Here is a 22,683-nt window from a genome sequence, read left to right on the forward strand (position 1 = left end):
GTACCGCTTCGTGTACTTGCTTCCCACCTGGTGCTACTTCCTCTGGAACCTCAAGATCCCAGTCTCCAGGTGTCCACGATCAAGGGGAAGCTTCACAAGTCCTTCCATTTCCGGCGAGGCTCTGTCGTATGGTGAAAGAACGCCTTTAGCACCACGCGGACCTTCAGTGATGAGTTGACACTGAAGGTCTCTTTTGTGCCCCGATCAGCAAGGAACCACCATGGCGTCCAGCCTGACGAAGGACTCGGTGAACCCGGGCACCCCCGGAACCGACAGGACCTTCCTCGGCCACCCCCTCGGACTGGCCACGCTCTTCATGACCGAGATGTGGGAGAGGTTCTCCTACTACGGCATGAAGGCCCTGCTCACCGTCTACCTGCTCTCCGGCGGACCCGATGCCGGCAAGGGCAGCATGGGCGGCGGCCTCGCGATGGACGTGGCGACCACCACCGTGATCGTCTCGGTCTACTCCGCGATGGTCTATCTGCTCGCCATGCCCGGCGGCTGGCTCGGCGACCGCGTCTGGGGCCCGCGCAAGACGGTCACCATCGCCGCCGTCACGATCATGGCCGGCCACCTCACGCTGGCGCTGCCCGGCGGCCAGGCCCCGTTCTTCGTGGGCCTGGTGCTGGTCGCGGCCGGTTCCGGCCTGCTCAAGGCCAACATCTCCACGATGGTGGGCCACCTCTACGACGGCCCGGACGACCCGCGCCGCGACGGTGGCTTCACCGTCTTCTACATGGGCATCAACGCGGGCGCGTTCTTCGCCCCGCTGGCCATCGGCACCGTCGGCCAGGAGGTCAGCTGGCACCTCGGCTTCGGCCTGGCCGCGGTCGGCATGGCGATCGGCCTCGCCGCGTTCCTCATCGGCTCCCGCACGCTGAACCCGCGCAGCAGCCTCGTCCCGAAGCCGCTGGCGGCCGAGGAGCGCGCGGCCTGGCTGCGCAAGGGCCTGCTCTGGGTGATCGCCGCGACCGTCTTCTACGGCGTCGTCGGCTACACCGGTCACTTCACGCTGAACTGGGCGATGATCCCGCTCACCGTCATCGGTCTGATCATCCCGGCCGGTGTGCTGCTGCGCATCAAGCGGGACAAGGAGCTGTCGGCCACCGAGCAGTCGAAGATGACCGGCTACATCTGGTTCTTCGTCGCGGCCGCCGTGTTCTGGATGATCTACGACCAGGGCGCGTCCACGGTCCAGGCGTTCGGCTCGAACGACCAGAAGACGGCCGGTTCGCTGCTCGGCTTCGACTTCCCGACCTCCTGGTACCAGTCGCTGAACCCGCTGTTCATCATGGCGCTGGCCCCGGTCTTCGCCTGGCTGTGGGTGTGGCTGAACCGCAAGGGCAAGGAGCCCAGCACCATCGTGAAGTTCTCGATGGGCCTGGTCCTGGTCGGTGTCTCGTTCTTCTTCTTCCTGATCCCGATCGCCATGGCGGCGAACGGCACCGCGGTCAGCCCGATGTGGCTGGTGGGCATCTACTTCATCCAGACCGTGGGTGAGCTGTGCCTGTCCCCGGTCGGTCTGTCGGTGACGACGAAGATGGCTCCCGCGAAGTACGCCTCGCAGATGATGGGCGTCTGGTTCCTCGCGGTCACCGCGGGCGACTCGATCACCGGGCTGCTGTCCAACCCCGCGATCGCCGGGGTCGATCTCAGCGGGACGCCCGCGGTGTTCGGGGAGGCGGCGCTTGCGGCTCTCGCCGGGTTCGCGGTGTGGATGTACCGGCGGAAGGTGAAGTCTCTCATGGGGGACGTTCGTTAGGGCCGGGCTGAACCGACGGGGCCGCTGCACCTGCCCGGGTGCGGCGGCCCTGCGCGTTTCACCGGCGTGCGCGGTTCCCCGCGCCCCTGAGTGGGTCAGCGCACCCTTCTCCCGGGCATGAACGTGAACACGGCCGCCCCCAGCAGCACCGCCGTTCCCGCCACCAGGCCCAGGGCCTTCAGTGCCGCGTGGTCGTCCGAACCCGTCGCCGCCAGGCCGCCGCTCGTCGACCCGCCCGCTGACGAGCCGCCGGAGGTCGACGAACCGCCCGACGCCCCGCCCTCCTGCTCCTCGGTGGTCAGGGTCAGGGAGACCTGCGTCCTGTCCGGTTTGCAGGTCGTGGTCGTGCCCAGGGCCTTGATCGTCAGGACACCCGGCGACAGGGTCGAATCACCCGTCGCACCCGGCTTGTACGTGCCCGTCATGTCCGGGATCTCTATCGGGTCGCCCGACTTGATGGCCGCGGAGTTGGTGGGGCCCTCGACATGGACCGAGCCCGTGTCGTCGCCGCCCAGAACCACGTCCATGGAGGGCTTCACCGAGTCCGCGGGGATGTCGGCGGGGCTGTCCATCGGGGAGTTCTTGAACTGCACGGTGAGGCCGTAACTGCCGCCGTCCTTCTTGGCGTTGATCTGGATCGTGGAGGTGGCCTTCTTCTCACCGAGGGGCGACTGGCAGGTGTAGGGGATGTCGACCGCCTTGCCGGTGAAGTCGGTCTGCCCGTCGTCCGACGCGGTGGGGGTCGGACTCGCACTGGTGGTGTCGGTCGGGGTCGCGCTGTCCGTCGGCGTCGCGCTGTCGGTCGGGTCGGGCGAGTCGGTCGGGGTGGTGGTCGGGGTGGTGGTCGGCGTCGACGTCCCGTCCCCCTGGGCCACGTTCACCGTCGCCGCCTTCGGCACCGTCTCCGTCGGAGTGCACACCGTGTTCGTGCCCATGGCGTTCACCGTGTACGGCCCCGGCGTCAGCGTGAGTTCGCCTGCCGCCGTCAGCTTCAGCGTGCCCTTCATGTCGGACAGCACCATGTCGCCGCCCTTGGGGATCGCCGGGTTCTCACGCGGCCCGGTCATGGCGATGTCGGCGCTCTGCGCGCCCGTGACCTTCAACGTGCCGGTCGGCTGCACCGAGTTGGCCGGCAGATCGATGATGTTCGGGTTCTTCGACGCGGCCTGCGTGAACTTCCACACCACGTCGATCTGGTCCCCGACCTTCGCCGTGGCCGGTGCGGTGATCTCGACCTTGGTGGTGCCGTTGACGGGGTCGAGGCCGACGCCCGCGGGCGGTACGCACCGGGTCGCGAACGACACCTCGGCGGCCTGGGCGGGCCCGGCGCCGAGGCCGAGCACCAGGCCCGCCCCGGCCAGCACCAGCGCCGCACCCGCCGCGCCCGCTCTTCTCGGCCCGGCGGCCGGGGTGACTCTCCTTCGCTCGCTCACTTGGATCCCTCTCTGGTGGGAGTCGTGGGACTCGTCGGGCTGTCGTCGTGCGGTGCGGAGAGCCGGTCACCGGCCGCGCCCGGATCGGCGTCCGGGGTGAACCACGGCAGGGTGGAGGCGGGTGGGGCCGCGTGGGCGGCCGTGGAGGGCTTGAACACCGGCAGGCGCAGGGCGAGTTCGGGCAGCCGCAGCCCGCGGTGCCGGATGCCTCCGGCGGGGCGTGGCCGTACCCGGTCCACCACCGCCATGCCGACGCGGAACATCGCCGCCGGCACGACCAGACAGACCAGGATCCAGAACAGGGTCACGCCCCAGGGCCGGCCCACGTCCCAGGGCTGCTCGGCGAGCACCTTGCCGCCGTACTTCAGCGACACGGTGTAGTCGCCGTGCGCGCCGCCCGAGAGCTCCACGGGCAGTTCGATCCGTGCCTTCCCGCCCGGCGGGATCGTGCCGCGCCACGGCTGTTCCTCCCACTGCGGGGCGAACACCCCGTGCGCGGTGCCCACTTGGAAGACCGGGTTCTTGACGTCGGAGGTGCCGACGTTGCCGACGGTGAAGACGAGGGTGCGGGCGGGGGGTGCCCCGAACCAGGTCAGCAGCCCGCCGGAGCCGTCCAGGCCGGTGTCGGTGAGGACGGACAGCCTCCCGCCCGAGGTGTCCGCGGGCAGCGGTTCCACGGCGTGCCCGGCCACCTGGAAGATCGCGTCGGCCTCGGCCTTCGCCCCGGTCACGGTCGCCACGTGCACCACGCAGGGGCAGGGGACCGGCGGTTCGGAGACGGGCAGATTCCTGCTGAAGCGCCCTTCGGAGTCCGTGGTGACGGCCCGACCGTCCGCGTTGGCACAGGAGTTGGTGCCCCCGGGCACCCCGCGCGAGGGCACGGACTGGCCGCAGATCAGGAGCATCAGCAGCGTCCGCTGCCGCCAGCCGCTGCCGGACACGGTGATCGAACTGCCGGTCCCCGCCTGGGACTTGGAGAGCCGCACACTCGGCCCGTCCGCCGCGGCCGCGGTGCCCGCCGTACCCGCCACGGGTCCGAGCAGCAGCGCGAGCACCGCCGCCAACGCCGCGATCCGCACGGTGCGGCTCAAGCTCGCCCTCACGTCGTCCCTCCCGTCAACTCGGCTTCCGCACACGGGGATTCGGGCGCGGATTCGGGCGTACGCCGCCTTGGACGCCGTACGGGAGACCGACCACCGCCCGCCATCGCGCCGTAGCGCGCGCCGGACCGCCCGTCGGCGGCGCGAGCCGGCGGGATCGGCGAGGACAGGCCACGGGCGGTGGACGGCATGGGGCGGCTCCAGCTGTCGTACGAGAGCGAACCGCGCCGCTCAGTGGCGGACGCGGGCCGCCTGGTTGCGCCGGGTCAGCCACAGCGCGCCCGCCGCGCCCGCGAGCAGCACCGTGCCGCCGAGCGTGCCGAGGGCGATGGCCGAGTCCTCGGGGCCGGTCTGCGGGAGTTCGGCGCCCGAGCCGCCGGTGCCGCTGTCGCTCTGGGTGCCGCCGGAGGAGCCCGAGGCCGCGGTGACGTCCAGGGTCAGGGAGGCGCCGGGGCTGTTGGTCGGCGTGCAGGTGGTCGTCGTACCGAGCGCCTTGATGGTGAGGACGCCCGCGGTGAAGGTGACCTTGCCGGACTTCTTCGGGGTGTACGTCCCGGTCAGGTCGTTGATCTTGATGGGGGTGTTGGCGGGCACGACGGCCTGGTTGGCCGGGCCCGTCACGTTCATCGTCCCGCTGTCCGCGCCGCCCAGCTTGATGGTGGCGCTCGGGTTCATCGCGCCCTTGCCGAGGTCGACCGGGCTGGAGGAGACGCCCTTCTGCCAGGACATGGTGATCTTGTAGCCGCCACCGCTCTCGACACCCTTGATGTCGATGGGCGAGACGGCGCTCTTGTCCCCGATCGGTGTCTTGCACTGGTAGTTGACGTTCACGACCTCGGCCCTGGCCGCGGGGGCGGCCATCAACACCGCCGAGCCGGCCAGGGCCGCGGCGGTCGCGAGAGCGCGGGTTCGCTTCTGCTTCGCCACGGTCCCCTCATTTCTGACGGCATATCAGATCGGCCGTCAAGGTACGCCGGGGCACGAGAGGAAGGAAGAGAAAGTAAGTGTCGGAACTGTGGGGACACCGCCGGGCGGATGCCGGGCCTGTCCGGCGGATCATGGCGGAGTCGCGGGATCCGGCACGCGCCCCCGGCCGGGTCCCGGCCGTGCTGCCGTCGGTCGCCGCCGCGGCTGATCCACACGGCTGCTCACCCATGTGCGCCGACGCACCGTTTGCGGGAACAGGTCCGGTCCCGCCGGGTCACTCCAGGACAGCTGCTAGGCGGGAGCCCCCAGCTCCGCCCACACGGTCTTGCCGGCCACCCCGGGGGCCCGGACGACTCCCCAGTCCAGGCAGAGCCGCTGCACGATGAACATGCCGTGGCCGCCGGGCCGTCCGGCCCGGTGCGGGGTGCGCGGGGCCGGCTGCCCGGCGCCCTTGTCCGAGATCTCGACCCGGATCACCTTGTTGTCGCAGGAGATCCGCAACTGGTCGGGGCCCTCCGCATGGAGGCAGGCGTTGGTCACCAGTTCGGAGACGACGAGCAGGACGTCCTCCGCCGTGGCGCGCTGGTCCGCGGACGCCGCCGGCAGCCAGCCCCACGCGTACAGCGCCTGCCGGGTGAAGTCGCGTGCGAGGGGAACGACCCCGCTCTCGTCGTCGAAGCTCAGCCGGCGGACCTGCCGACCGGTCGACACCTCGGCTTCGCCGCCAGGCTCCGCGCTGGGCTCCGGGTCACGGTCGCCCGGCGAGTAGGGCCGGGTGGTGCTCATCAGCGCTTCACCTCACCGATTCACCGGTTCACGATTCAAGACGTCACTGCAAGGTCGCTCACCGAACAGTCAGTACGGATGTCTCCTGCCCGGGCGGACCGGCAGAACACCCCTGTATTCGGGACGTATGTCCGGCACGAGGAGTGTGACACCCGATGAGTACCGGCCGGAGAGGACGAGCGGGGCACGACCGGGGGCACCGGGGCGGCCGCTCGGCCCCGCCACCTCAGCCGCCGGCCTCGTCGGCCAAGGCCTCGTCCAGGGTGTCGTGCACGGTGAAGACCGCATCGGCCCCCGTGATCTCGAAGACCCGCGCCACGACCGGCAGCATGCCCGCAAGATGTACGCCACCCCCCGCCGCCTCGGCCTTCAGCCGCGCCCCCAGCAGCACGTTCAGACCGGTGGAGTCACAGAACTCCAGCCGTGTGCAGTCGACGACAAGCCGACTCTTTCCCTTGGCGAGGCAGTCCTCGAGTGGCTCACGCAACAAATCGGCCGTGTGGTGATCCAACTCACCTGCCGGAGTCACGACGGCACTGGAGCCCTCTTGCCGCACTTCAACCAGAAGCCGGCCAGACTGTGCGCTGCCGACCGTCCCGCGGTCCATGCCGTCTCTCTCTCCCGACGTCGTGGCTGCTGATGACGCCCTCGAACACTACGCCTTCTCCACACCCTCCGACACCCGAACAATCACCCACAAACGGACATAACCGCACAGAAAACACTTGCGGTCGTGTCGGGAAACCGGGTAGGGCTAGTAGAGACACGTACTCGACACGGCCGGCTTTGGAGGCGCCGCACACCGCAGTGCACGAACTGGCTTCGGCAGCCTTATGCCGAGAACGATGGAGGACATCATGTCACCCCGGCTCGACGCATCGCATACCCAAGAGGCGACGTCGACATCCCCCCCGGAACATCTGGATCCCATCGAGCAGGACAGCGAAGGCGATGTGCTCGCCGGGCTTCCGGAGATCCCGCCGTACGAAGAGGTGGGCCCGGTCGACGCACGAGCCCTCTCCAAGACCCTCTTCGCGCGGCTGGAGTCGCTGGAGGAGGGCACGCACGAGTATTCGTACGTCCGCAACACGCTCGTCGAACTGAACCTCGCCCTGGTCAAGTTCGCCGCCTCCCGGTTCCGCTCCCGCAGTGAGCCGATGGAGGACATCATCCAGGTCGGCACCATCGGCCTGATCAAGGCGATCGACCGCTTCGAACTGAGTCGCGGAGTGGAGTTCCCCACCTTCGCGATGCCAACCATCGTGGGCGAGATCAAGCGATTCTTCCGGGACACGTCCTGGTCGGTGCGGGTGCCGCGCCGCCTCCAGGAGCTCCGGCTCGACCTGGCCAAGGCAGGTGACGAACTGGCCCAGAAGCTCGACCGCGCCCCCACCGTGGCCGAGCTCGCCGAGCGCCTGGGGCTGTCGAAGGACGAGGTCGTCGAGGGCATGGCCGCGTCCAACGCGTACACCGCCTCCTCCCTGGACGCCCAGCCCGAGGAGGACGACTCCGAGGGCGCGCTGGCCGACCGCATCGGCTACGAGGACCACGGGCTCGAAGGCATCGAGTACGTCGAGTCCCTGAAGCCGCTGATCGCCGAACTGCCGTCCCGGGACCGCCAGATCCTCTCCCTGAGGTTCGTGGCGGGCATGACCCAGTCGGAGATCGGCGACGAGCTCGGCATCTCGCAGATGCATGTCTCGCGGCTGCTGTCGCGGACGCTCGTGCGGCTGCGGAAGGGCCTGACCGTCGAGGAGTGACACGTCGGCGCCACTGACCTGCGCGCGTGCCCGGTGTCCTGTGGGACACCGGGCACCGTGCGTTCGCGGCACCGCTTGATTACTTGGAGAAACCCTTTCCCCAACGGTTCGCTTCCTTCACTATGGTCGCTCACAGACTGGCCGGTACGTCAGGAGGAGGCTCCGCATGGCTCGCCCCGAAGGCGCGTCCGACGCCCGGCTCACCGAGCTGCTGCGCGCCGACCCGGCCACGGCGTACGCGGCCCTGCTGGAGCTCCGAGGCCGCCACCAGCCCTCGGTCCTGGCCTACGCCCGGCTGTGCACGGCCGGTGAGAGCGCCGCCCGGCAGCTGGCCGCGCAGGCCTTCACCCTCGCGGCCCGGGAGACGGCCCGCGGGGTCGACCCCGGCGTCCCCTGGCGGCTGCGGCTCCTGCTGCTGACGGCCCGCTCGGCGGCGGCGTGGGCCGGGGACGAACGCTCGGCCGGCCTGGACGCGAGCGTGCTGCTGCTCCTGAACACGGCGGCGCCCACGGGCCCGGTCCCGCCCCTGCTCACCGCCTTCGAGTCCCTGCCGGCCCGCACCCAGGGCCTGGTCTGGTACGGCCTGGTGGAGCTGGAGCCGGCGCCCCGCACCGCCGACCACCTGGGCCTCACCCCCGAGGACGTGGTCTACGGCACGGAGGGCGCCCTGCAGTCCCTGGCCCAGACGTGTCTCAGGTTCCGCCTCGCGGCCTCGGACGACCCCCGGTGCGCGGACTTCCGCCGCCTCATCGAGGAGTCCGCACGACCGGACAGCCCCCGCGACAGCACCGATCTGCAGACCCACATGACGCGCTGCCCGCACTGCACGGCGGCCTACGAGGAGCTGTGCGCACTGCGGGACGCCCCGCGGGCGGCGCTCGCGGAAGGGCTGCTGCCGTGGGGCGGGACGGCCTACGCGGGGCGGAGCGCGGCCGAGCCGGAGCCGCGAGGCCGGGCGAGCTCCCGCACGCCGGCCGGCACCTGGCCGCGCCCGCGCCGGCTCGTGCTGGCCTCGGCGGCGCTGGGGGTGGCCCTGGCGCCGCTGCTGCTGTTCCTGGTGTCACAGGGGGACGGCTCTCCGGCGGGCGCGTCGGCCTCGGTCCCGGCTTCGGCCTCTGCTCCGGCGGGTGGGGCGCTGCCGGGCCCGCCGCAGGTGACGGTGACGACGACGGTCTCGCCCTCGCCCTCGCCCTCCCCGTCCAGGTCCGCCACGAGCAGACCGCCGTCGCCCTCTCCCACGAAGACTTCGGCACCGCCCCGGAAGACGCCTCCCCCGTTCCGCCCACCCGGTGGCTCCTACGCCCAGGTGGTCAACGTCTCCACGGCCCGCTGCCTGGACGTCCCCGGCGACTTCCACGACGGCACGGACGTCGTCACCGCCCCCTGCACCTCGGCCGCCTCCCAACGCTGGAGCGTCGACACCGGCCGCGGTGTCCTCAGGTCCGCCGCCGATGCCGACTTCTGCCTCGACAGCCGCGGTGACGTCGACAAGGGCCTCGGCATCTGGTCCTGCGACTCGGTCGAGGGCGACAACGGCGACAACCTGCGCTTCACGGTCGACTCCGACGGGGTGATCCGCCCGGCGATCGCCATCGCCACGGCGGTGACGCCGGGGGGTGGGGGCGGGGTGTCGCTGGAGCCGCTGACGGGGGGTGCGGGGCAGCGGTGGCGGGCGGGGGCGTCGTAGGGGTGACCGTGGTCAGACCACGCGCACACCTCTCCGCCAGACCCCGTCGACCAGCGGGACGCCCGGTCGGTAGGCCAGGTGCACATGGCTCGGGGCGTCCAGGAGGATCAGGTCGGCGTAGGCGCCGGGGGTGAGGCGGCCGATGTCCTCGCGGCGGAGGGCTTGGGCACCGCCCGCGGTGGCCGACCAGACCGCCTCGTCCGGGGTCATCCCCATGTCGCGTACCGCGAGTGCGACGCAGAAGGGGACCGAGGACGTGAAGGACGAGCCCGGGTTGCAGTCCGTGGAGAGGGCCACCGTGACGCCCGCGTCCAGGAGGCGGCGGGCGTTCGGCCACTGCGCGCGCGTGGAGAACTCGGCGCCGGGAAGGAGCGTGGCGACCGTGCTGCTGTTGGCCAGGGCGTCCACGTCGTCGTCGGTGAGGTGGGTGCAGTGGTCGGCGCTGGCGGCGTCGAGCTCGACGGCGAGCTGCACTCCGGGGCCGTAGGAGAGCTGGTTGGCGTGGATGCGGGGGTGCAGGCCCTTCGCCTTGCCGGCCGTGAGGATCGCGCGGGCCTGGTCGCCGTCGAAGGCGCCCTTCTCGCAGAAGACGTCGATCCAACGGGCGTACGGGGCACAGGCGTCGAGCATCTCGCCGGTGACCAGGGCCACATAGGCGGCCGGGTCGTCGGCTTGGTCCGGGGAGACGATGTGGGCGCCGAGGTAGGTGACCTCGTCGGTGTGGGCGGCGGCGATGCGCAGGGCGCGGGATTCGTCGTGGGTGGTGAGACCGTAGCCGGACTTGGTCTCGATGGTCGTCGTGCCCTGGCGCAGGGCCTCGGCGAGGTAGCGGGTGAGGTTGCGTTCGAGTTCGCCGTCGCTCGCCGCCCGGGTCGCCGCCACCGTCGTGCGGATGCCGCCCGCGCTGTAGGCCCGGCCGGACATACGGGCGTTGAACTCCTGGGTGCGGTCGCCCGCGAAGACGAGGTGGGAGTGGGAGTCCACGAAGCCCGGGAGGACCGCCCTGCCACCTGCGTCGACCCGATTGTCAGTGGCGGGTGCTTTGCTTTGATCACCGGTCCACACGACGCGGTCGCCCTCGATGGCGACGGCCGCGTCCTGGATCAGTCCGAGGGGAGATCTGTCACCCAGGGAGGGGTCGTTGGTGACGAGGGCGGCGATGTTGGTGATGAGCGTGCTTGCGGTGCTCGCGGAGTGGGCGGGGCTGACGGTCGTCGCGTTGCTCATGGCGTCCTCGGTGGCCTGGTCGGCGGTGGGGGCGGGTCCGGGGGCGGGCCGGGCCGGTGACCGGCCCGGGTTCATCCGCTTCATCCGCTTCGTTCGCTTCGTCCGCGCAGGGCTGCGACGGCGTCCGCGAGGGCTTTCGGCACATCCGGTACGAGGGCGTGCGCCCCGTCCCGTACGACGTGCCGACCTCCCACCACCGTGTGCGACACGTCTGCTGCCGACGCGGCGAATACGGCCGTCTCGGCCCCGAGCCGCGGAAGCGGCCCTGCCGTCCTGACCGAGTCCAGCGCGATGGTGGTGAAGTCGGCGAGGGCGCCCGGTTCCAGGGTGCCCGCGCCGTCCCAGCCGAGGGCCGCGTGGCCGTCGGCCGAGGCCGCCCGCAGGAGGGCCGCCGCCGTCCAGTGACCCCGGGTGCGGGTGCGCAGGCGCTCGTTCAGCTCCATTGCACGCGCCTCTTCGAGCAGGTCGATGACGGCGTGGCTGTCGGAGCCGAGGGAGAGCGGGGAGCCCGCGCGTTGCAGGGCGACGGCGGGGCCGATGCCGTCGGCGAGGTCCCGTTCGGTCGTCGGGCACATGCAGGTGCCGGTGCCGCTGTCGCCGATCAGGGCGATGTCCTCGTCGGTGAGGTGGGTGTTGTGGACGCCGGTGGTGCGCGGCCCCAGCACCCCGTGCTCGGCGAGGAGCCGGGTCGGCGTGCAGCCGTGGGCCTGATGGCAGGCGTCGTTCTCGGCGGTCTGTTCGGACAGGTGGACGTGGAGCGGGGCCCGCCGCTCCTCGGCCCAGCGCGCCACGGTCGCCAACTGGTCGGCGGGCACGGCCCGTACGGAGTGGATCGCCGCACCGATCCTCGCGTGATCCCGGTCCTTGAGAACTGAACAGCGTTCGGCCCAGGCGTCGGCCGTGCCGTCGGAGAAGCGCAGCTGGTGGGTGTTGGGGGCCTCGCCGAAGCCGGAGGAGAGGTAGGCGGTGTCGAGGAGGGTGATGCGGATTCCGGCGTCGGCGGCGGCCTCGACGAGCGCCTCGCCCATCGCGTTGGGGTCGGCGTAACGGGCACCGCCGGGGGCGTGGTGCACGTAGTGGAACTCGCCGACCGCCGTGACACCCGCGAGCGCCATCTCGGCGTACACGGCGCGGGCGAGGGCGTGGTAGGTCTCCGGGGTCAGCCTGTCGGCGAACGAGTACATGACCTCGCGCCAGGTCCAGAAGGTCCCGGAGCCGACCTGGACGGTGCCGCGCAGGGCCCGGTGGAAAGCGTGCGAGTGGGCGTTGGCCAGCCCGGGGAGCGTCAGTCCGCGCAGGATCTCGGCGCCGGGCGGCGGGGCGTCGAGGCCGGTGCGGACGGCGCTGACGCGGCCGTCCAGTACGTCCACGGCCACGCCCGGCTCGACGTGGGTGTCGAGCCAGGCGTGCTCCAGCCAGTACGTCTTCGATGTCACCGGCAGGCCAGCCCTTCCAGTACGTCGGCGAGCGCGAGGACCCCCGCCACGCAGTCGTCCTCGGCGGCGGACTCCGCCGGGGAGTGCGAGACACCCGTGGGGTTGCGCACGAACAGCATGGCGGTCGGGATGCTCCCGGAGAGGATTCCGGCGTCGTGTCCGGCGCCGGTACCCAGGACGGGCACCTTGAGATCGGTGTGGGTGCCCAGGATGCGGGCGAGTTCGTCGCGCAGGGCGTGGTCGAACTCGACGACGGGGGTGAAGGACTCCCGGACGACGTCGAGGTCGATGCCGTGTGCCGTCGCGTACTCCCTTGCCGCCTTCTCGACGCCGCCGACCACCTGGTCCAGGCTCGCCTGATCGGCGGCGCGGGAGTCGAGCCAGCCGCGCACGAGGGAGGGGATCGCGTTGACGCCGTTCGGCTCGACGGAGATCTTGCCGAAGGTGGCGACGGCACCGGCGAGTTCGGCCTCGCGACGGGCCGCCAGCACGGTCTCGGCGTACGACAGCATGGGGTCGCGCCGGTCCACGAGGCGGGTGGTGCCGGCGTGGTTGGCCTCGCCCCGGAAGTCGAACCGCCAGCGGCCGTGCGGCCAGATGGCACTGGCGATGCCGACCCGGTCGCCGGAGAGGTCCAGCGCCCTGCCCTGCTCGACGTGCAGTTCGACGAAGGCGCCGATACGAGCGAGCCGTTCGGGGTCGGCGCCGATGCCGTCGGGGTCGTAACCGGCGGCCTCCATGGCCCGCGGCAGGGTGACCCCGTCCCCGTCGGTCAGCCGGTGTGCCTGCTCGACGGTGAGCTGCCCGGCGGTGAGCCGCGACCCGACACAGGCGAGCCCGAACCGGGCGCCCTCCTCGTCACCGAAGTTGACGAGGGCGAGGGGCCTGGCGAACTCGGCCCGCCGCGCCCGCAGTTCATCGAGTGCGGCGAAGGAGGACACGACTCCGAGGGGGCCGTCGAAGGCGCCGCCGTCGGGCACGGAGTCCAGGTGCGACCCGGTGACGACGGCGTCCCCGGCGGCCGGGTCCCCGAGCCAGGCCCACTGGTTCCCGTTCCGGTCGACCTCGTAGGCCAGTCCGCGAGCTTCGGCCTGCTGCTTGAACCAGGCCCGGCACTCGGCGTCGGCCGCGGTCCAGGCGAACCGGCGGTAGCCGTGGGAGTCGGGGTGCCGGCCGATGGGGACCAGCTCATGCCACATCTCGTGAAAGGAGGGGGTGTGTTGGCCAGGCTGTGGGCAGTCGTTCCGCAGGGCGGAACGGGTGGGCTCAGCCTGACCCGCGCACGGCGACGGAACACCCGCCCCCACCGAAGAGTTGCCGCCCACCGTCACTCCGAGCCACCTTCACGCATCGGCACCCGCACGCCCCGCTCATCGGCAACAGACTCCGCGATGTCGTACCCCGCGTCCACGTGCCGGATCACACCCATCCCCGGGTCGTTCGTCAGCACCCGCCGGACCTTCTCCCCGCCCAGCGCCGTACCGTCGGCCACCGTCACCTGCCCGGCGTGGATGGACCGCCCCATCCCCACCCCACCCCCGTGGTGAATGGACACCCAGGACGCCCCCGACGCCACGTTGACCATGGCGTTCAGCAGCGGCCAGTCGGCGATCGCGTCGGACCCGTCGAGCATGGCCTCCGTCTCCCGGTAGGGGGAGGCGACGGACCCGGCGTCCAGGTGGTCCCGTCCGATCGCCAGCGGTGCCGCCAGCTCACCGGAAGCCACCATGTCGTTGAACCGCTCGCCGGCCTTGTCCCGCTCCCCGTAACCCAGCCAGCAGATGCGGGCAGGCAGCCCCTGGAAGTGCACCCGCTCACCCGCCATCTTGATCCACCGCGCGAGGGACTCGTTCTCGGGGAACAGCTCCAGGATCGCCTTGTCGGTCTTGGCGATGTCGGAGGCCTCACCCGACAGCGCGGCCCAGCGGAAGGGCCCCTTGCCCTCGCAGAACAGCGGTCGGATGTAGGCGGGGACGAACCCGGGGAAGGTGAACGCCCGGTCGTACCCGGCGAGTTGGGCCTCGCCGCGGATCGAGTTGCCGTAGTCGAAGACCTCGGCGCCTGCGTCCATGAAGCCGACCATGGCCTCGACATGCCGGGCCATGGACTCGCGGGCACGCACCGTGAACCCTGCCGGGTCCTTGGCGGCGGCGGACGCCATGTCGTCGAAGTCGACGCCCACCGGCAGATACGCCAGCGGGTCGTGCGCGGAGGTCTGGTCGGTGACGATGTCGACGGGCGCGCCCTCGGCGAGCATGCGCGGCAGCAGTTCGGCGGCGTTGCCCAGCAGTCCGATGGAGAGCGGCCGGCGGGCGTCACGGGCCTCGACGGCGAGCTGGAGCGCGTGCTCCAGGTTGTCGGCCTTCACGTCGAGGTAGCGGTGCTCGATGCGCCGTTCGATGGCACGCGGGTCGCAGTCGATGCAGATCGCGACGCCGTCGTTCATGGTGACCGCGAGGGGCTGGGCGCCGCCCATGCCGCCGAGGCCGGCGGTGAGGGTGATCGTGCCCGCCAGTGTGCCGCCGAACTTCTTCGCGGCGACGGCGGCGAAGGTCTCATAGGTGCCCTGGAGGATGCCCTGGGTGCCGATGTAGATCCAGGAACCGGCGGTCATCTGCCCGTACATGGTCAGCCCCAGCTGCTCCAGGCGCCGGAACTCCTCCCAGTTCGCCCAGTCGCCCACCAGGTTGGAGTTGGCGATCAGGACGCGCGGGGCCCACTCGTGGGTCTGCATGACGCCGACGGGGCGGCCGGACTGGACGAGCATGGTCTCGTCCTGCTTGAGGGTGCGCAGCGTGCGGACCATGGCGTCGAAGGAGCGCCAGTCGCGGGCCGCCTTGCCGGTGCCGCCGTAGACGACGAGCTTGTCGGGGTGCTCGGCGACCTCGGGGTCGAGGTTGTTCTGCAGCATCCGCAGGGCGGCTTCCTGCTGCCATCCCAGGGCGCTCAGTTCCGTACCGCGCGGCGCTCGTACGGGGCGGGGTCCTGACATGGTCTGCCTCCTGGGGGCTCAGCTTCGGATTGCTGCTGCGGACTGCTGCTGCTGATATTCACATCCTGGCTTTCTGAATAGAACTAGTCAATACGTTCTCGCGTCAGCCTCGGTGGGGAACGGATGTTTCGCTGGGCATGAGGACGCGGAGGACGGAGACATGGTGAACGGGTACAGCGACACCGCGCGGGACCGGGCCGTGCGCCGCGACGAGGCGGTGCGGGCCGCGGTCGAGCGGGGCCTGCTCGGACCGGACTCCCCCATCGTCGGACTCCTCGACGTCACCGGCATCCAGGAGTCGGCCGGGGAGCTGCGCGCTGCCTTCGACGAGGTCACCGCGCCCGGCACCCCGGTGCTGCACGCGTTCGCGGTGAAGGCGACCCCGCTGGTGCCGGTGCTGCGGCTGTTGCATGAGGAGGGCATCGGCGCGGAGGTGGCGAGCCCGGGTGAGCTGGCGCTGGCACGGGCGGCGGGGGTGTCACCGGACCGGACCGTCCTGGACTCGCCGGCCAAGACACCGGCCGAACTGCGGGAGGCGCTGGCGCTGGGGATCGCCGTCAACGCGGACAACCCGCAGGAGCTGGACCGTATCGACGCCTTGGTGCTCCCCCATAGCCCGAAAGGCATGGGAGGTGCCCCCATGGCGGCCAGCCGCTCCCCGCTCGGCATCCGGGTCAACCCGCAGGTCGGCGGGGGTTCCATCGGGGCGACGTCCACGGCCACGGCGACCTCGAAGTTCGGTGTGGCGCTGCGGGACGCGGGGGCGCGGGAGTGGGTGGTGCGCGCTTACGCCGAGCGGCCCTGGCTGTCCCGGCTGCACGCACACACCGGCTCGCAGGGCATCCCGCTCGCTCTGATGACCCAGGGGGTCGCGGAGACGTACGCGCTCGCCGAGGAGATCAACCGGTACATCGGGCGGCCGCAGATCGACACGATCGACATCGGTGGCGGGCTGCCGGTCAACTTCGCCTCGGAGGCGACGGCGCCGACGTACACGGAGTACGCGCGGGCGCTGAAGGAGGCGGTGCCAGGGCTGTTCGACGGACGGTACGGACTGGTCACCGAGTTCGGGCGGTCGCTGCTGGCAAAGCACGGCACGATCGTGGCGCGGGTGGAGTACGCCAAGAGCGCGGGCGGGCGGCCGGTGGCGGTGACGCACGCGGGCGTGCAGGTGGCGACGCGGACGGTGTACGTGCCGGGGTCGTGGCCGCTGAGGATCGCGGCGTACGACGGCAAGGGGCGGCCGAAGAGCGGGCCCGACGTGGTGCAGGACGTGGCGGGGCCCGCCTGTTTCGCGGGCGACCTGCTGGCCGAGGGGCGCGCGCTGCCGCTTCTGGAGCAGGGCGACTACGCGGCGGCACTGGACACGGGCGCGTACTACTTCGCGCACCACTACGCGTACAACTCGCTGGCCCGGCCGGGCATCTACGGCTTCGCCCCCGACCAGGCGGGAGGCGTCCGCTTCGCGACCGTACGGGATCCCCAGACGCTCGCCTCGATCGTGGCCGAATCCGGAGGGGCGCACGCCGGTGCACTCACCACCCTCCACGCGCCCGGGAGCCGTTGACACACACCGGCCGGTCCGCTGATCAATTTGCCTGTAAAACAAGGCAAGTTGACCCACTCTAGCCACCCTGAGCATGTTCCACCGGAAAATGCCAGATCCCTCACCCCTCGCGCACACGTTGCGTAGTTTCGGCGTCACTCAGCCGAACCGCAGGCAGGAGGGGAGCCACGGTGCAGGGAATCGACGAGTGCCTGCTGGAAGCCATGCGGCTGCCGGGTGCGCGGGGGGCCGCGCTGGTCGACTGGACGAGCGGGCTGGCCCTGGGAGCCGTGGGGGAATCCCCGGGCGGCGACCAGGAGGCGGCCGCCGCGGAGGCCGCCGAGCTCGCCCGGCTCGCCGCCGAGCAGCGCGCCTTCGCCTCCGGGAGCTCCGACACCGGTGACGCGGGGGCGGCGGGTGACGAGCCGGACCCGCCGGTCGAGGACCTCATCCTCAGCAACCGGGACAGCTACCACGTCCTGCGGTTCGTGCCGACGTCCTTCGACAGCAGCGTGTTCCTGCACCTGTGGCTGGCCCGCGCGGAGGGCAATCTCGCGCTGGCCCGGATCCGGCTCGGCGAGATGGCGGGACGGCTGGAACTCGGATGACGACCGTGAAGGCCACCCACGCCACCCCGCCGCCCCGGCTGCCGGTCCGCGACAAGGCGGCCGCCCTCGGTCGCGGCTGGGGCGGTGTCTCGCCGATGCTGACCCGGCTGGCCGCCGAGCGCGCCACCGGCGTCCTGGTGCGCGAGCGCGGCACACTGCACCTCGCCGACGGCAAGGTCGTGCACGCCGAGAGCCCGACCGCCCCCGGCGCCCACGTCCTCCTCGCCGCCCACGGCACACTCGACCCCGACGTCTGGCGCCAGGCCCTGGCCGAGAGCATCGCGAGCACCGGCGGCGCCGGCACCGGGACCCGCCGCCTCACCGGCGCGGAGGCCGTGCACCGGGCGGGCCGCCGACTGGTCGCGGGCGGGCTGCTGCCCCCGGGCGCCCTGGAGATGTGCCGACTGACGGCCCTGTACGACGCGGCCTACTTCGCCCTGGCCCCGAGCAGCACGCCGGGCCGCTTCCGCTACGGCACGGAGGACGGCCCCGGCGACTTCACCGACCCGGACAGCGCCTCGGGCGCACTCGGCAGCGCCGGTACCTCCGCCGACACCTCGGGCACGCTCGACGCCCGCGGGGCCTCCGCCCGTGCCCCGGAGGCGCTCGGCACCCGGGAGGTACTCGACACCGCCGCCACTCGCACCGGCACCCCTGGCCCACTCGCCGGCAGCACCCGGCGCGGCGCACCGGGCGGTGCGACAGACAGCGGCCTCGGCGGCACCCCCACCGTCCCGCACACCGACCCCCTGACCGACTCACTCAGCGCCCCACCCACCAACCCACCCACCACCCCCGGCACCCCCCACCCCGTCCCCGTCGCCGACCTGGAGCGTGAGACGCTGCGCCGCCGCGACCTCCTGCACCGCATCTGGCCGGACGCGCTGCCGGACGAGGCCCCGCTGACCCGCGAGTACCGGCTCGCGCTCCCCCTGCTCCCGGCCCGGCGGCAGGCCGTACTGGCCCTCGTGAACGGCGTTCGCACCGCGTCGGACATCGCCCGCGAGCTGGGCCGCCCGGCCTTCCACACTCTGGTGGACATACGGCGGCTGGTGGCGGCCGGAGCCGTGTCGCCGTGTCCCCCGATGCCCACGGCCGACCCGCTGTGCGGGCCGATGTCCGGTCTGCCGGGTGGGCCGGAGGGCACCGGCCCACCCGTCGATCTCACCGGCGCCGTCGCACCCGTCGATCCCCACATCACGCTGCTGAAGAGGCTCAGGGATGCGCTGGAGGCCCTTTGAACGGCAGCGGATCCGCGCCGAGAGGAGAGACCTGATGGCAGCAGCTCAGGACGGGATCCTGGAGGAGCTGCGTCGGCTCAGGGCCCGTGTGCCGCAGCTCACCGGCGCCCTCGCGGCCGACGCCGACGGTCTCGTCCTGGCCCAGGACACCCCGGGCGTCGACCCGGAGACCGTGGCCGCGCTCGCCGGGGCCACTCGCACCCTCGCCGCCCAGCTGGCCGACGAGACCGGCCAGGGCGACCTGCGTGAACTGCTCGTGCGGGGCTTGTACGGCTACGTCGCCTCGTACGCGGCGGGCGCCGGGGCCGTCGTCACACTGCTCGCCCAGGACCGCGTCAACGTCGGCCGCCTCCACCTGGAGGGCCGCCGGGCGGGCGCCCGCATCGGGGAGCTCGTCGACAGCGCGGCCGCCACAGCCGGGGCGGCCACCGCGGCCACCGCGCCCACCACCGAGACCACCGCGAAGGCGCCCGCCAAGCCCGCTCCGGCACGTCCCAGAGCGGCCCGCACGTCCCGGGCCAAGCCCGCGGACGCCCGCGCCACGGCCACCGCACCGACGGTGGCCCGCACCACCACCGAAAGTTGACAGAACCGAGGAGACACAGTCATGGCCAACACCGAAACCGCACTGAAGGAGGCCCTCGCCTCCATCGAGGGCGCGACCGGCGTCGCGCTCGTCGACTACACCAGCGGCATGGCGCTCGGCACCATGGGCGGCAGCAAGGGCTTCGACCTGAACGTGGCCGCCGCCGGCAACACCGATGTGGTCCGCGCCAAGATGCGCACGATGGAACACCTCGGCCTCAAGGGCCAGATCGAGGACATCCTGATCACCCTGTCCGACCAGTACCACCTGATCCGCCTCATCAGCGGACGCGGCGGCAACGGGCTCTTCCTCTACCTGGTCCTGGACGCCAAGCGCTCCAACCTGGCGATGGCCCGCCACCAGCTGCGGGCGATCGAGGCCGACCTGGAGGTGTGACCCCGTACCGAAAACGCTAGACCAGTGCCGCGGTGCGGCGGCGCGCCCCGCCCGGGGCCGCGTCGCCCGCCGCGACACCCGTGCTGCGGTACGCCTTGACGGTCTTGCCGGCCGGGCGGCCGCCGTTCGCGGCGAGCCAGTCGACCCGCACCCACAGCAGCGCGTCCCCGTCCCGCTCGCGCCGCCCGAGCCAGGCGGCCTTGAGCCTGAGGCCCGTACCGCACCCGGCGAGCAGCAGGCCGCCCGCGACGGGCACGGCGAAGTTGCAGCCCAGCGCGGCCAGCCAGGCCAGCAGCAGCCACCAGCGGTGCCCGCGGCGCCAGTTGCGCACACTGACCGCGCGGTCCTGGAGCACGTCGTGCCTGCCCGCGCGAGCCGCTGCCCGCTCCAGCGTGGTGTACCGCCCGCGGCGGCCGTACGACACCACGGCCACGGCCACGATGAACAGCGCCGCGCCCGCCATAACCCCGATCCGGCGCCCGGTCAGCCCCGGGATGAGCAGCCCGACGCCCGCCGCGAACAGCCCGAGCCACCACAGGGGTGCGGCCCCGGCGCGCACGACGACGGCCACCCGAGCCAGCCCCTGAGCCCTGCGATCTGCGTGTGCCACGTCCCGCCTCCTCGTCGTCCTGGCACAGTCCTGCCGGTCGGGGAGGGTAGCGAGCGAACGTGAGACGAGTCTGAAAAAGCGCCTACTCGACGAACAGCCCCCGCGTCGCCGCCCGCGCGTCGAACTCCTCCAGGCGGGCCTGCGCGTCCGGCAGGTCGTCGCACATCGCCTCCAGGAGGACCCGGCCGAGGAGCATCGGCGCGCAGGCCGTGTCGAAGGCGAGGCCCGTGCCGACGGCGGCGGGCAGCAGCAGGTCGGAGACCTTGGCGACCGGGGCGAAGGCGGAGTCCGCGACCGTGACGACGGTGAGCCCGGCCTCCTTGGCGTAGGCGAGGGTGTCCACGACCTCGCGGGGATGCCGGGGCAGCGCGAAGCACAGCAGGGTCGAGGCGCCCGCGCGGACGGCGGCGTCGATCCGGTCGTGGATCATCGTGCCGCCCTCGTTGAGCAGCCGTACGTCCGGATGGACCTTGGCGGCGAAGTACGCGAAGCCGTACGCCTGTGAGGCCGCGGCCCGCAGCCCGAGCACCGGCAGGGGGCGGGAGGCGGCGAGCAGCCGCCCTGCCTTCTGCACCGGCCGCGGGTCGGCGAGGACCTCCGCCAGGTGCCTGAGGTTCTCGATCTCCGCCTCTACGGCCTGCTGGTACTCGTTGTACGACGCCGAGTCCGCCGACTGCTCGGCGGGTGCGACCTCGCGCAGGTGCCGGCGCAGGGCGGGGTAGCCGTCGAAGCCGAGGGCGACGGCGAAGCGGGTGACGGAGGGCTGGCTGACGCCGGCCAGTTCGGCCAGCTCCACGCTGGACAGGAACGGCACGTCGGCGGCCCGGCGCACCATGCTGTGCGCGATGCGCCGCTGGGTCGGTGTGAGCCGGTGCCCCTCGAACAGTGCCTGCAGTCGTCCGGCAGGAGTGTCCGCCACACCCGTCCCACCCATGTCGCTCATGCCCCGCTCCCCCTCCAGATGTCCGTGAACCGGTCCAGCAGTGCGGCCGCCGCCGTCACGTCGCCCGTGAGCGGCCGGTCGGCCGGGTCCTCCTCCAGCACCGATTCGGCGAGCTCCAGCGCGCGGCCCACCGGGAGGTCCGGGTCGGGCCTGAGGTCGCGCTGGCGCAACGCTCTTACGGCGGCGACGAGTTCGCAGCCGACCACGAGACGGTACGCGCCGCACGCACGCAGTGTCTGACGGGCGGCGAGCGAGGCGAAGCTGGCCTGTTCCTCGACGCCTCGGGAGAGTACAGCGTGGCCGAGGGAGGCGGGCGCTGAGAAGGCCCGCAGGTCGCCGAGGGCGGCTCCGGCGGCGTACTCCAGGATCATCACGCCGGAGGAGGCGGGCTCCGGGTCGGCAAGGAAGGGCCTGAGGCGGGTGAAGGCGGGCTCGTTGAGGGTGGAGAGCCGGGACGTGGACAGCCGGGCGACCTGGGTGAGGGCGAGCCTGAAGTGGTCCAGGGCGAGAGCGAGTTGGGCCTGGTAGAAGCCGCCGTGGTGGTAGGCGGCCATGTCCTCGGGGGAGATGAGGGGGTTCTCGGCGGCCGCGTTGATCTCGATCGTGAGGACCTCCTCCAGGGCGTCGGCCGCGTCATGGGCGGGGCCGTGGATCTGGGGCAGGCAGCGGAAGCCGTACGGGTCCTGGATCCGGCCGAGCGGCGGCGTGGGCCGGTCCTCGGCGCCGATCAACTGCCGCATCCGCCGGGCCACTTCGGCTGACCCGCGGTGCGGCCGGGCCGCGTGCACGGGAGCGGCGTACGCCTCGTGCGAGCCGTCCACGGCGAGCAGCGACAGCGCCCCGACGACCTGCGTGGCCTCGACGAGCCCGCGCAGCTCGTGCAGGGCGAGGGCGGCCTGCCCGAGGGTGAGGGCGTTGCTGCTGATGAAGGCGAGGGCGTCGTTGTTGTCGAGGGGCTGCGGCCGGGGGGCTCCGACGACGCCCCGCCACGGGTGTTCCCCAGTGAGCGCCAGCCCCGCCTGGGCGAGCGCCGCGATGTCCCCGGTGCCGACCGAGCCGAACTCGTTGACGACCGGGTACGCCCCGTTCTCCAGCGCCTCGCACAGGGCCGTCACCACCGTCGGCCGCAGTCCCGCGCCGCCCGCCAGCAGCTGGTTGGCGCGGACCGCGAGCATCGCGCGGACCTGCCTCGCCGGGAGCTCCTCGCCGATCGCGCCGGCGTGGCTGCGCAGCAGCCGCAGACCGTGTTCGGCGGCCGCCTCGGTGGGCACGTCCTCATTCCGGTTGGCACCGACTCCGGTCGAGCGGCCGTAGACGCGTCCGGTCGCGGCGATCTGCCGGGCGGCGTCCCAGGACTCGGTGACCCGCTTCATCGCGTCGGTCCCGGGCACCGGTCGCGCGCTCCCGTCGGCGAGGCGGGCGACGTCCGCGACACCGAGCCCGATCCCGTCGAGGATCACCAGACCGGTGTGCCCGACCGCGACGGGATCAGGAGAGTCCACGATCCGAGACGACATATTGCCCAAACTCCCCTCAACGCGGACACCTGATCTTGCCTGGCGGTCATCCGTTACCTCGGATTAACACCGAACCGTTGACAAACTATTCAGCTACCAAGAACTCTGCATGACGTTATACAG

20 protein-coding genes are annotated in these 22,683 nt (G+C 72.0%); 8 read left to right on the forward strand and 12 right to left on the reverse strand.

Annotated features, from left to right (window positions below):
* Positions 1-220 precede the first annotated feature (220 nt).
* A complete protein-coding gene (locus AB0D34_RS36680) occupies positions 221-1,765 on the forward strand; it encodes an oligopeptide:H+ symporter (protein WP_362669799.1) in 1,545 nt (514 codons plus the stop codon).
* Positions 1,766-1,860: 95 nt separating this feature from the next.
* Here AB0D34_RS36680 and AB0D34_RS36685 read toward each other — a convergent pair whose 3' ends face one another.
* From AB0D34_RS36685 to AB0D34_RS36705, 5 genes are all read right to left on the reverse strand, one after another.
* Complete coding sequence (locus tag AB0D34_RS36685; RefSeq protein ID WP_362670035.1) at positions 1,861-3,129, reverse strand: hypothetical protein; 1,269 nt, start codon at positions 3,127-3,129, stop codon at positions 1,861-1,863.
* Positions 3,130-3,194: 65 nt separating this feature from the next.
* Positions 3,195-4,289, reverse strand: coding sequence for a hypothetical protein (locus tag AB0D34_RS36690; protein WP_362670038.1), 1,095 nt, complete (start codon positions 4,287-4,289; stop codon positions 3,195-3,197).
* A gap of 240 nt (positions 4,290-4,529) precedes the next feature.
* Complete coding sequence (locus tag AB0D34_RS36695; protein WP_362669802.1) at positions 4,530-5,225, reverse strand: LPXTG cell wall anchor domain-containing protein; 696 nt, start codon at positions 5,223-5,225, stop codon at positions 4,530-4,532.
* A 291-nt stretch (positions 5,226-5,516) separates the two neighbouring features.
* The gene (locus tag AB0D34_RS36700; RefSeq protein ID WP_362669804.1) at positions 5,517-6,011 is read right to left on the reverse strand and encodes an ATP-binding protein; all 495 of its coding nucleotides are present in this window, start codon (positions 6,009-6,011) and stop codon (positions 5,517-5,519) included.
* A 226-nt stretch (positions 6,012-6,237) separates the two neighbouring features.
* Positions 6,238-6,618, reverse strand: coding sequence for an STAS domain-containing protein (locus AB0D34_RS36705; protein ID WP_362669807.1), 381 nt, complete (start codon positions 6,616-6,618; stop codon positions 6,238-6,240).
* Positions 6,619-6,856: 238 nt separating this feature from the next.
* Here AB0D34_RS36705 and AB0D34_RS36710 point away from each other — a divergent pair, with 238 nt between their 5' ends.
* Both AB0D34_RS36710 and AB0D34_RS36715 read left to right on the forward strand, forming a co-directional pair.
* Positions 6,857-7,771: an RNA polymerase sigma factor SigF gene (locus tag AB0D34_RS36710; RefSeq protein WP_362669809.1), complete on the forward strand. Its 915-nt coding sequence runs from the start codon at positions 6,857-6,859 to the stop codon at positions 7,769-7,771.
* 166 nt (positions 7,772-7,937) lie between these two features.
* Complete coding sequence (locus AB0D34_RS36715; RefSeq protein WP_362669812.1) at positions 7,938-9,458, forward strand: RICIN domain-containing protein; 1,521 nt, start codon at positions 7,938-7,940, stop codon at positions 9,456-9,458.
* A gap of 12 nt (positions 9,459-9,470) precedes the next feature.
* On the opposite strand, the gene hutI is transcribed toward AB0D34_RS36715, so the two are convergent.
* From hutI to hutU, 4 genes are all read right to left on the reverse strand, one after another.
* Complete coding sequence (hutI, locus tag AB0D34_RS36720; RefSeq protein WP_362670041.1) at positions 9,471-10,760, reverse strand: imidazolonepropionase; 1,290 nt, start codon at positions 10,758-10,760, stop codon at positions 9,471-9,473.
* A 5-nt stretch (positions 10,761-10,765) separates the two neighbouring features.
* Positions 10,766-12,121, reverse strand: a complete 1,356-nt coding sequence (locus tag AB0D34_RS36725) for a formimidoylglutamate deiminase (protein ID WP_362669814.1) — start codon at positions 12,119-12,121, stop codon at positions 10,766-10,768.
* Positions 12,118-13,320: an allantoate amidohydrolase gene (locus tag AB0D34_RS36730; protein ID WP_362669817.1), complete on the reverse strand. Its 1,203-nt coding sequence runs from the start codon at positions 13,318-13,320 to the stop codon at positions 12,118-12,120. The genes AB0D34_RS36725 and AB0D34_RS36730 overlap by 4 nt, the downstream gene beginning before the upstream one ends.
* A 128-nt stretch (positions 13,321-13,448) precedes the next feature.
* Entirely contained in the window at positions 13,449-15,113 is a 1,665-nt protein-coding gene (hutU, locus tag AB0D34_RS36735; protein ID WP_362669819.1) for a urocanate hydratase, read from the reverse strand.
* Between the two features lie 160 nt (positions 15,114-15,273).
* On the opposite strand from hutU, the gene AB0D34_RS36740 reads away from it, so the two are divergent.
* The 5 genes from AB0D34_RS36740 to AB0D34_RS36760 all read left to right on the forward strand — a co-directional run bounded on the left by AB0D34_RS36740 (position 15,274) and on the right by AB0D34_RS36760 (position 19,490).
* Positions 15,274-16,680 carry a diaminopimelate decarboxylase gene (locus AB0D34_RS36740; protein WP_362669821.1) on the forward strand — a complete coding sequence of 469 codons (1,407 nt, stop codon included), beginning with the start codon at positions 15,274-15,276 and terminating at the stop codon, positions 16,678-16,680.
* Between the two features lie 170 nt (positions 16,681-16,850).
* Positions 16,851-17,267 carry a hypothetical protein gene (locus AB0D34_RS36745; protein WP_362669823.1) on the forward strand — a complete coding sequence of 139 codons (417 nt, stop codon included), beginning with the start codon at positions 16,851-16,853 and terminating at the stop codon, positions 17,265-17,267.
* Positions 17,264-18,508, forward strand: a complete 1,245-nt coding sequence (locus tag AB0D34_RS36750; protein ID WP_362669825.1) for a hypothetical protein — start codon at positions 17,264-17,266, stop codon at positions 18,506-18,508. Before AB0D34_RS36745 ends, AB0D34_RS36750 begins: the two co-directional genes overlap by 4 nt.
* A 34-nt stretch (positions 18,509-18,542) precedes the next feature.
* Positions 18,543-19,094 carry a roadblock/LC7 domain-containing protein gene (locus tag AB0D34_RS36755; RefSeq protein WP_362669828.1) on the forward strand — a complete coding sequence of 184 codons (552 nt, stop codon included), beginning with the start codon at positions 18,543-18,545 and terminating at the stop codon, positions 19,092-19,094.
* Between the two features lie 21 nt (positions 19,095-19,115).
* Complete coding sequence (locus AB0D34_RS36760; RefSeq protein ID WP_053852631.1) at positions 19,116-19,490, forward strand: hypothetical protein; 375 nt, start codon at positions 19,116-19,118, stop codon at positions 19,488-19,490.
* 16 nt (positions 19,491-19,506) lie between these two features.
* Here AB0D34_RS36760 and AB0D34_RS36765 read toward each other — a convergent pair whose 3' ends face one another.
* The 3 genes from AB0D34_RS36765 to AB0D34_RS36775 all read right to left on the reverse strand — a co-directional run bounded on the left by AB0D34_RS36765 (position 19,507) and on the right by AB0D34_RS36775 (position 22,560).
* The gene (locus AB0D34_RS36765) at positions 19,507-20,100 is read right to left on the reverse strand and encodes a hypothetical protein (protein ID WP_362669830.1); all 594 of its coding nucleotides are present in this window, start codon (positions 20,098-20,100) and stop codon (positions 19,507-19,509) included.
* Positions 20,101-20,182: 82 nt separating this feature from the next.
* The gene (locus AB0D34_RS36770; RefSeq protein ID WP_362670043.1) at positions 20,183-21,034 is read right to left on the reverse strand and encodes a MurR/RpiR family transcriptional regulator; all 852 of its coding nucleotides are present in this window, start codon (positions 21,032-21,034) and stop codon (positions 20,183-20,185) included.
* A 5-nt stretch (positions 21,035-21,039) separates the two neighbouring features.
* Positions 21,040-22,560 (reverse strand): aromatic amino acid ammonia-lyase, encoded by a 1,521-nt coding sequence (locus AB0D34_RS36775; protein ID WP_362669832.1) that lies wholly within the window; start codon positions 22,558-22,560, stop codon positions 21,040-21,042.
* Positions 22,561-22,683: the final 123 nt, after the last annotated feature.

Source organism: Streptomyces sp. NPDC048420 (genome assembly GCF_040651535.1).
Lineage (GTDB): Bacteria > Actinomycetota > Actinomycetes > Streptomycetales > Streptomycetaceae > Streptomyces.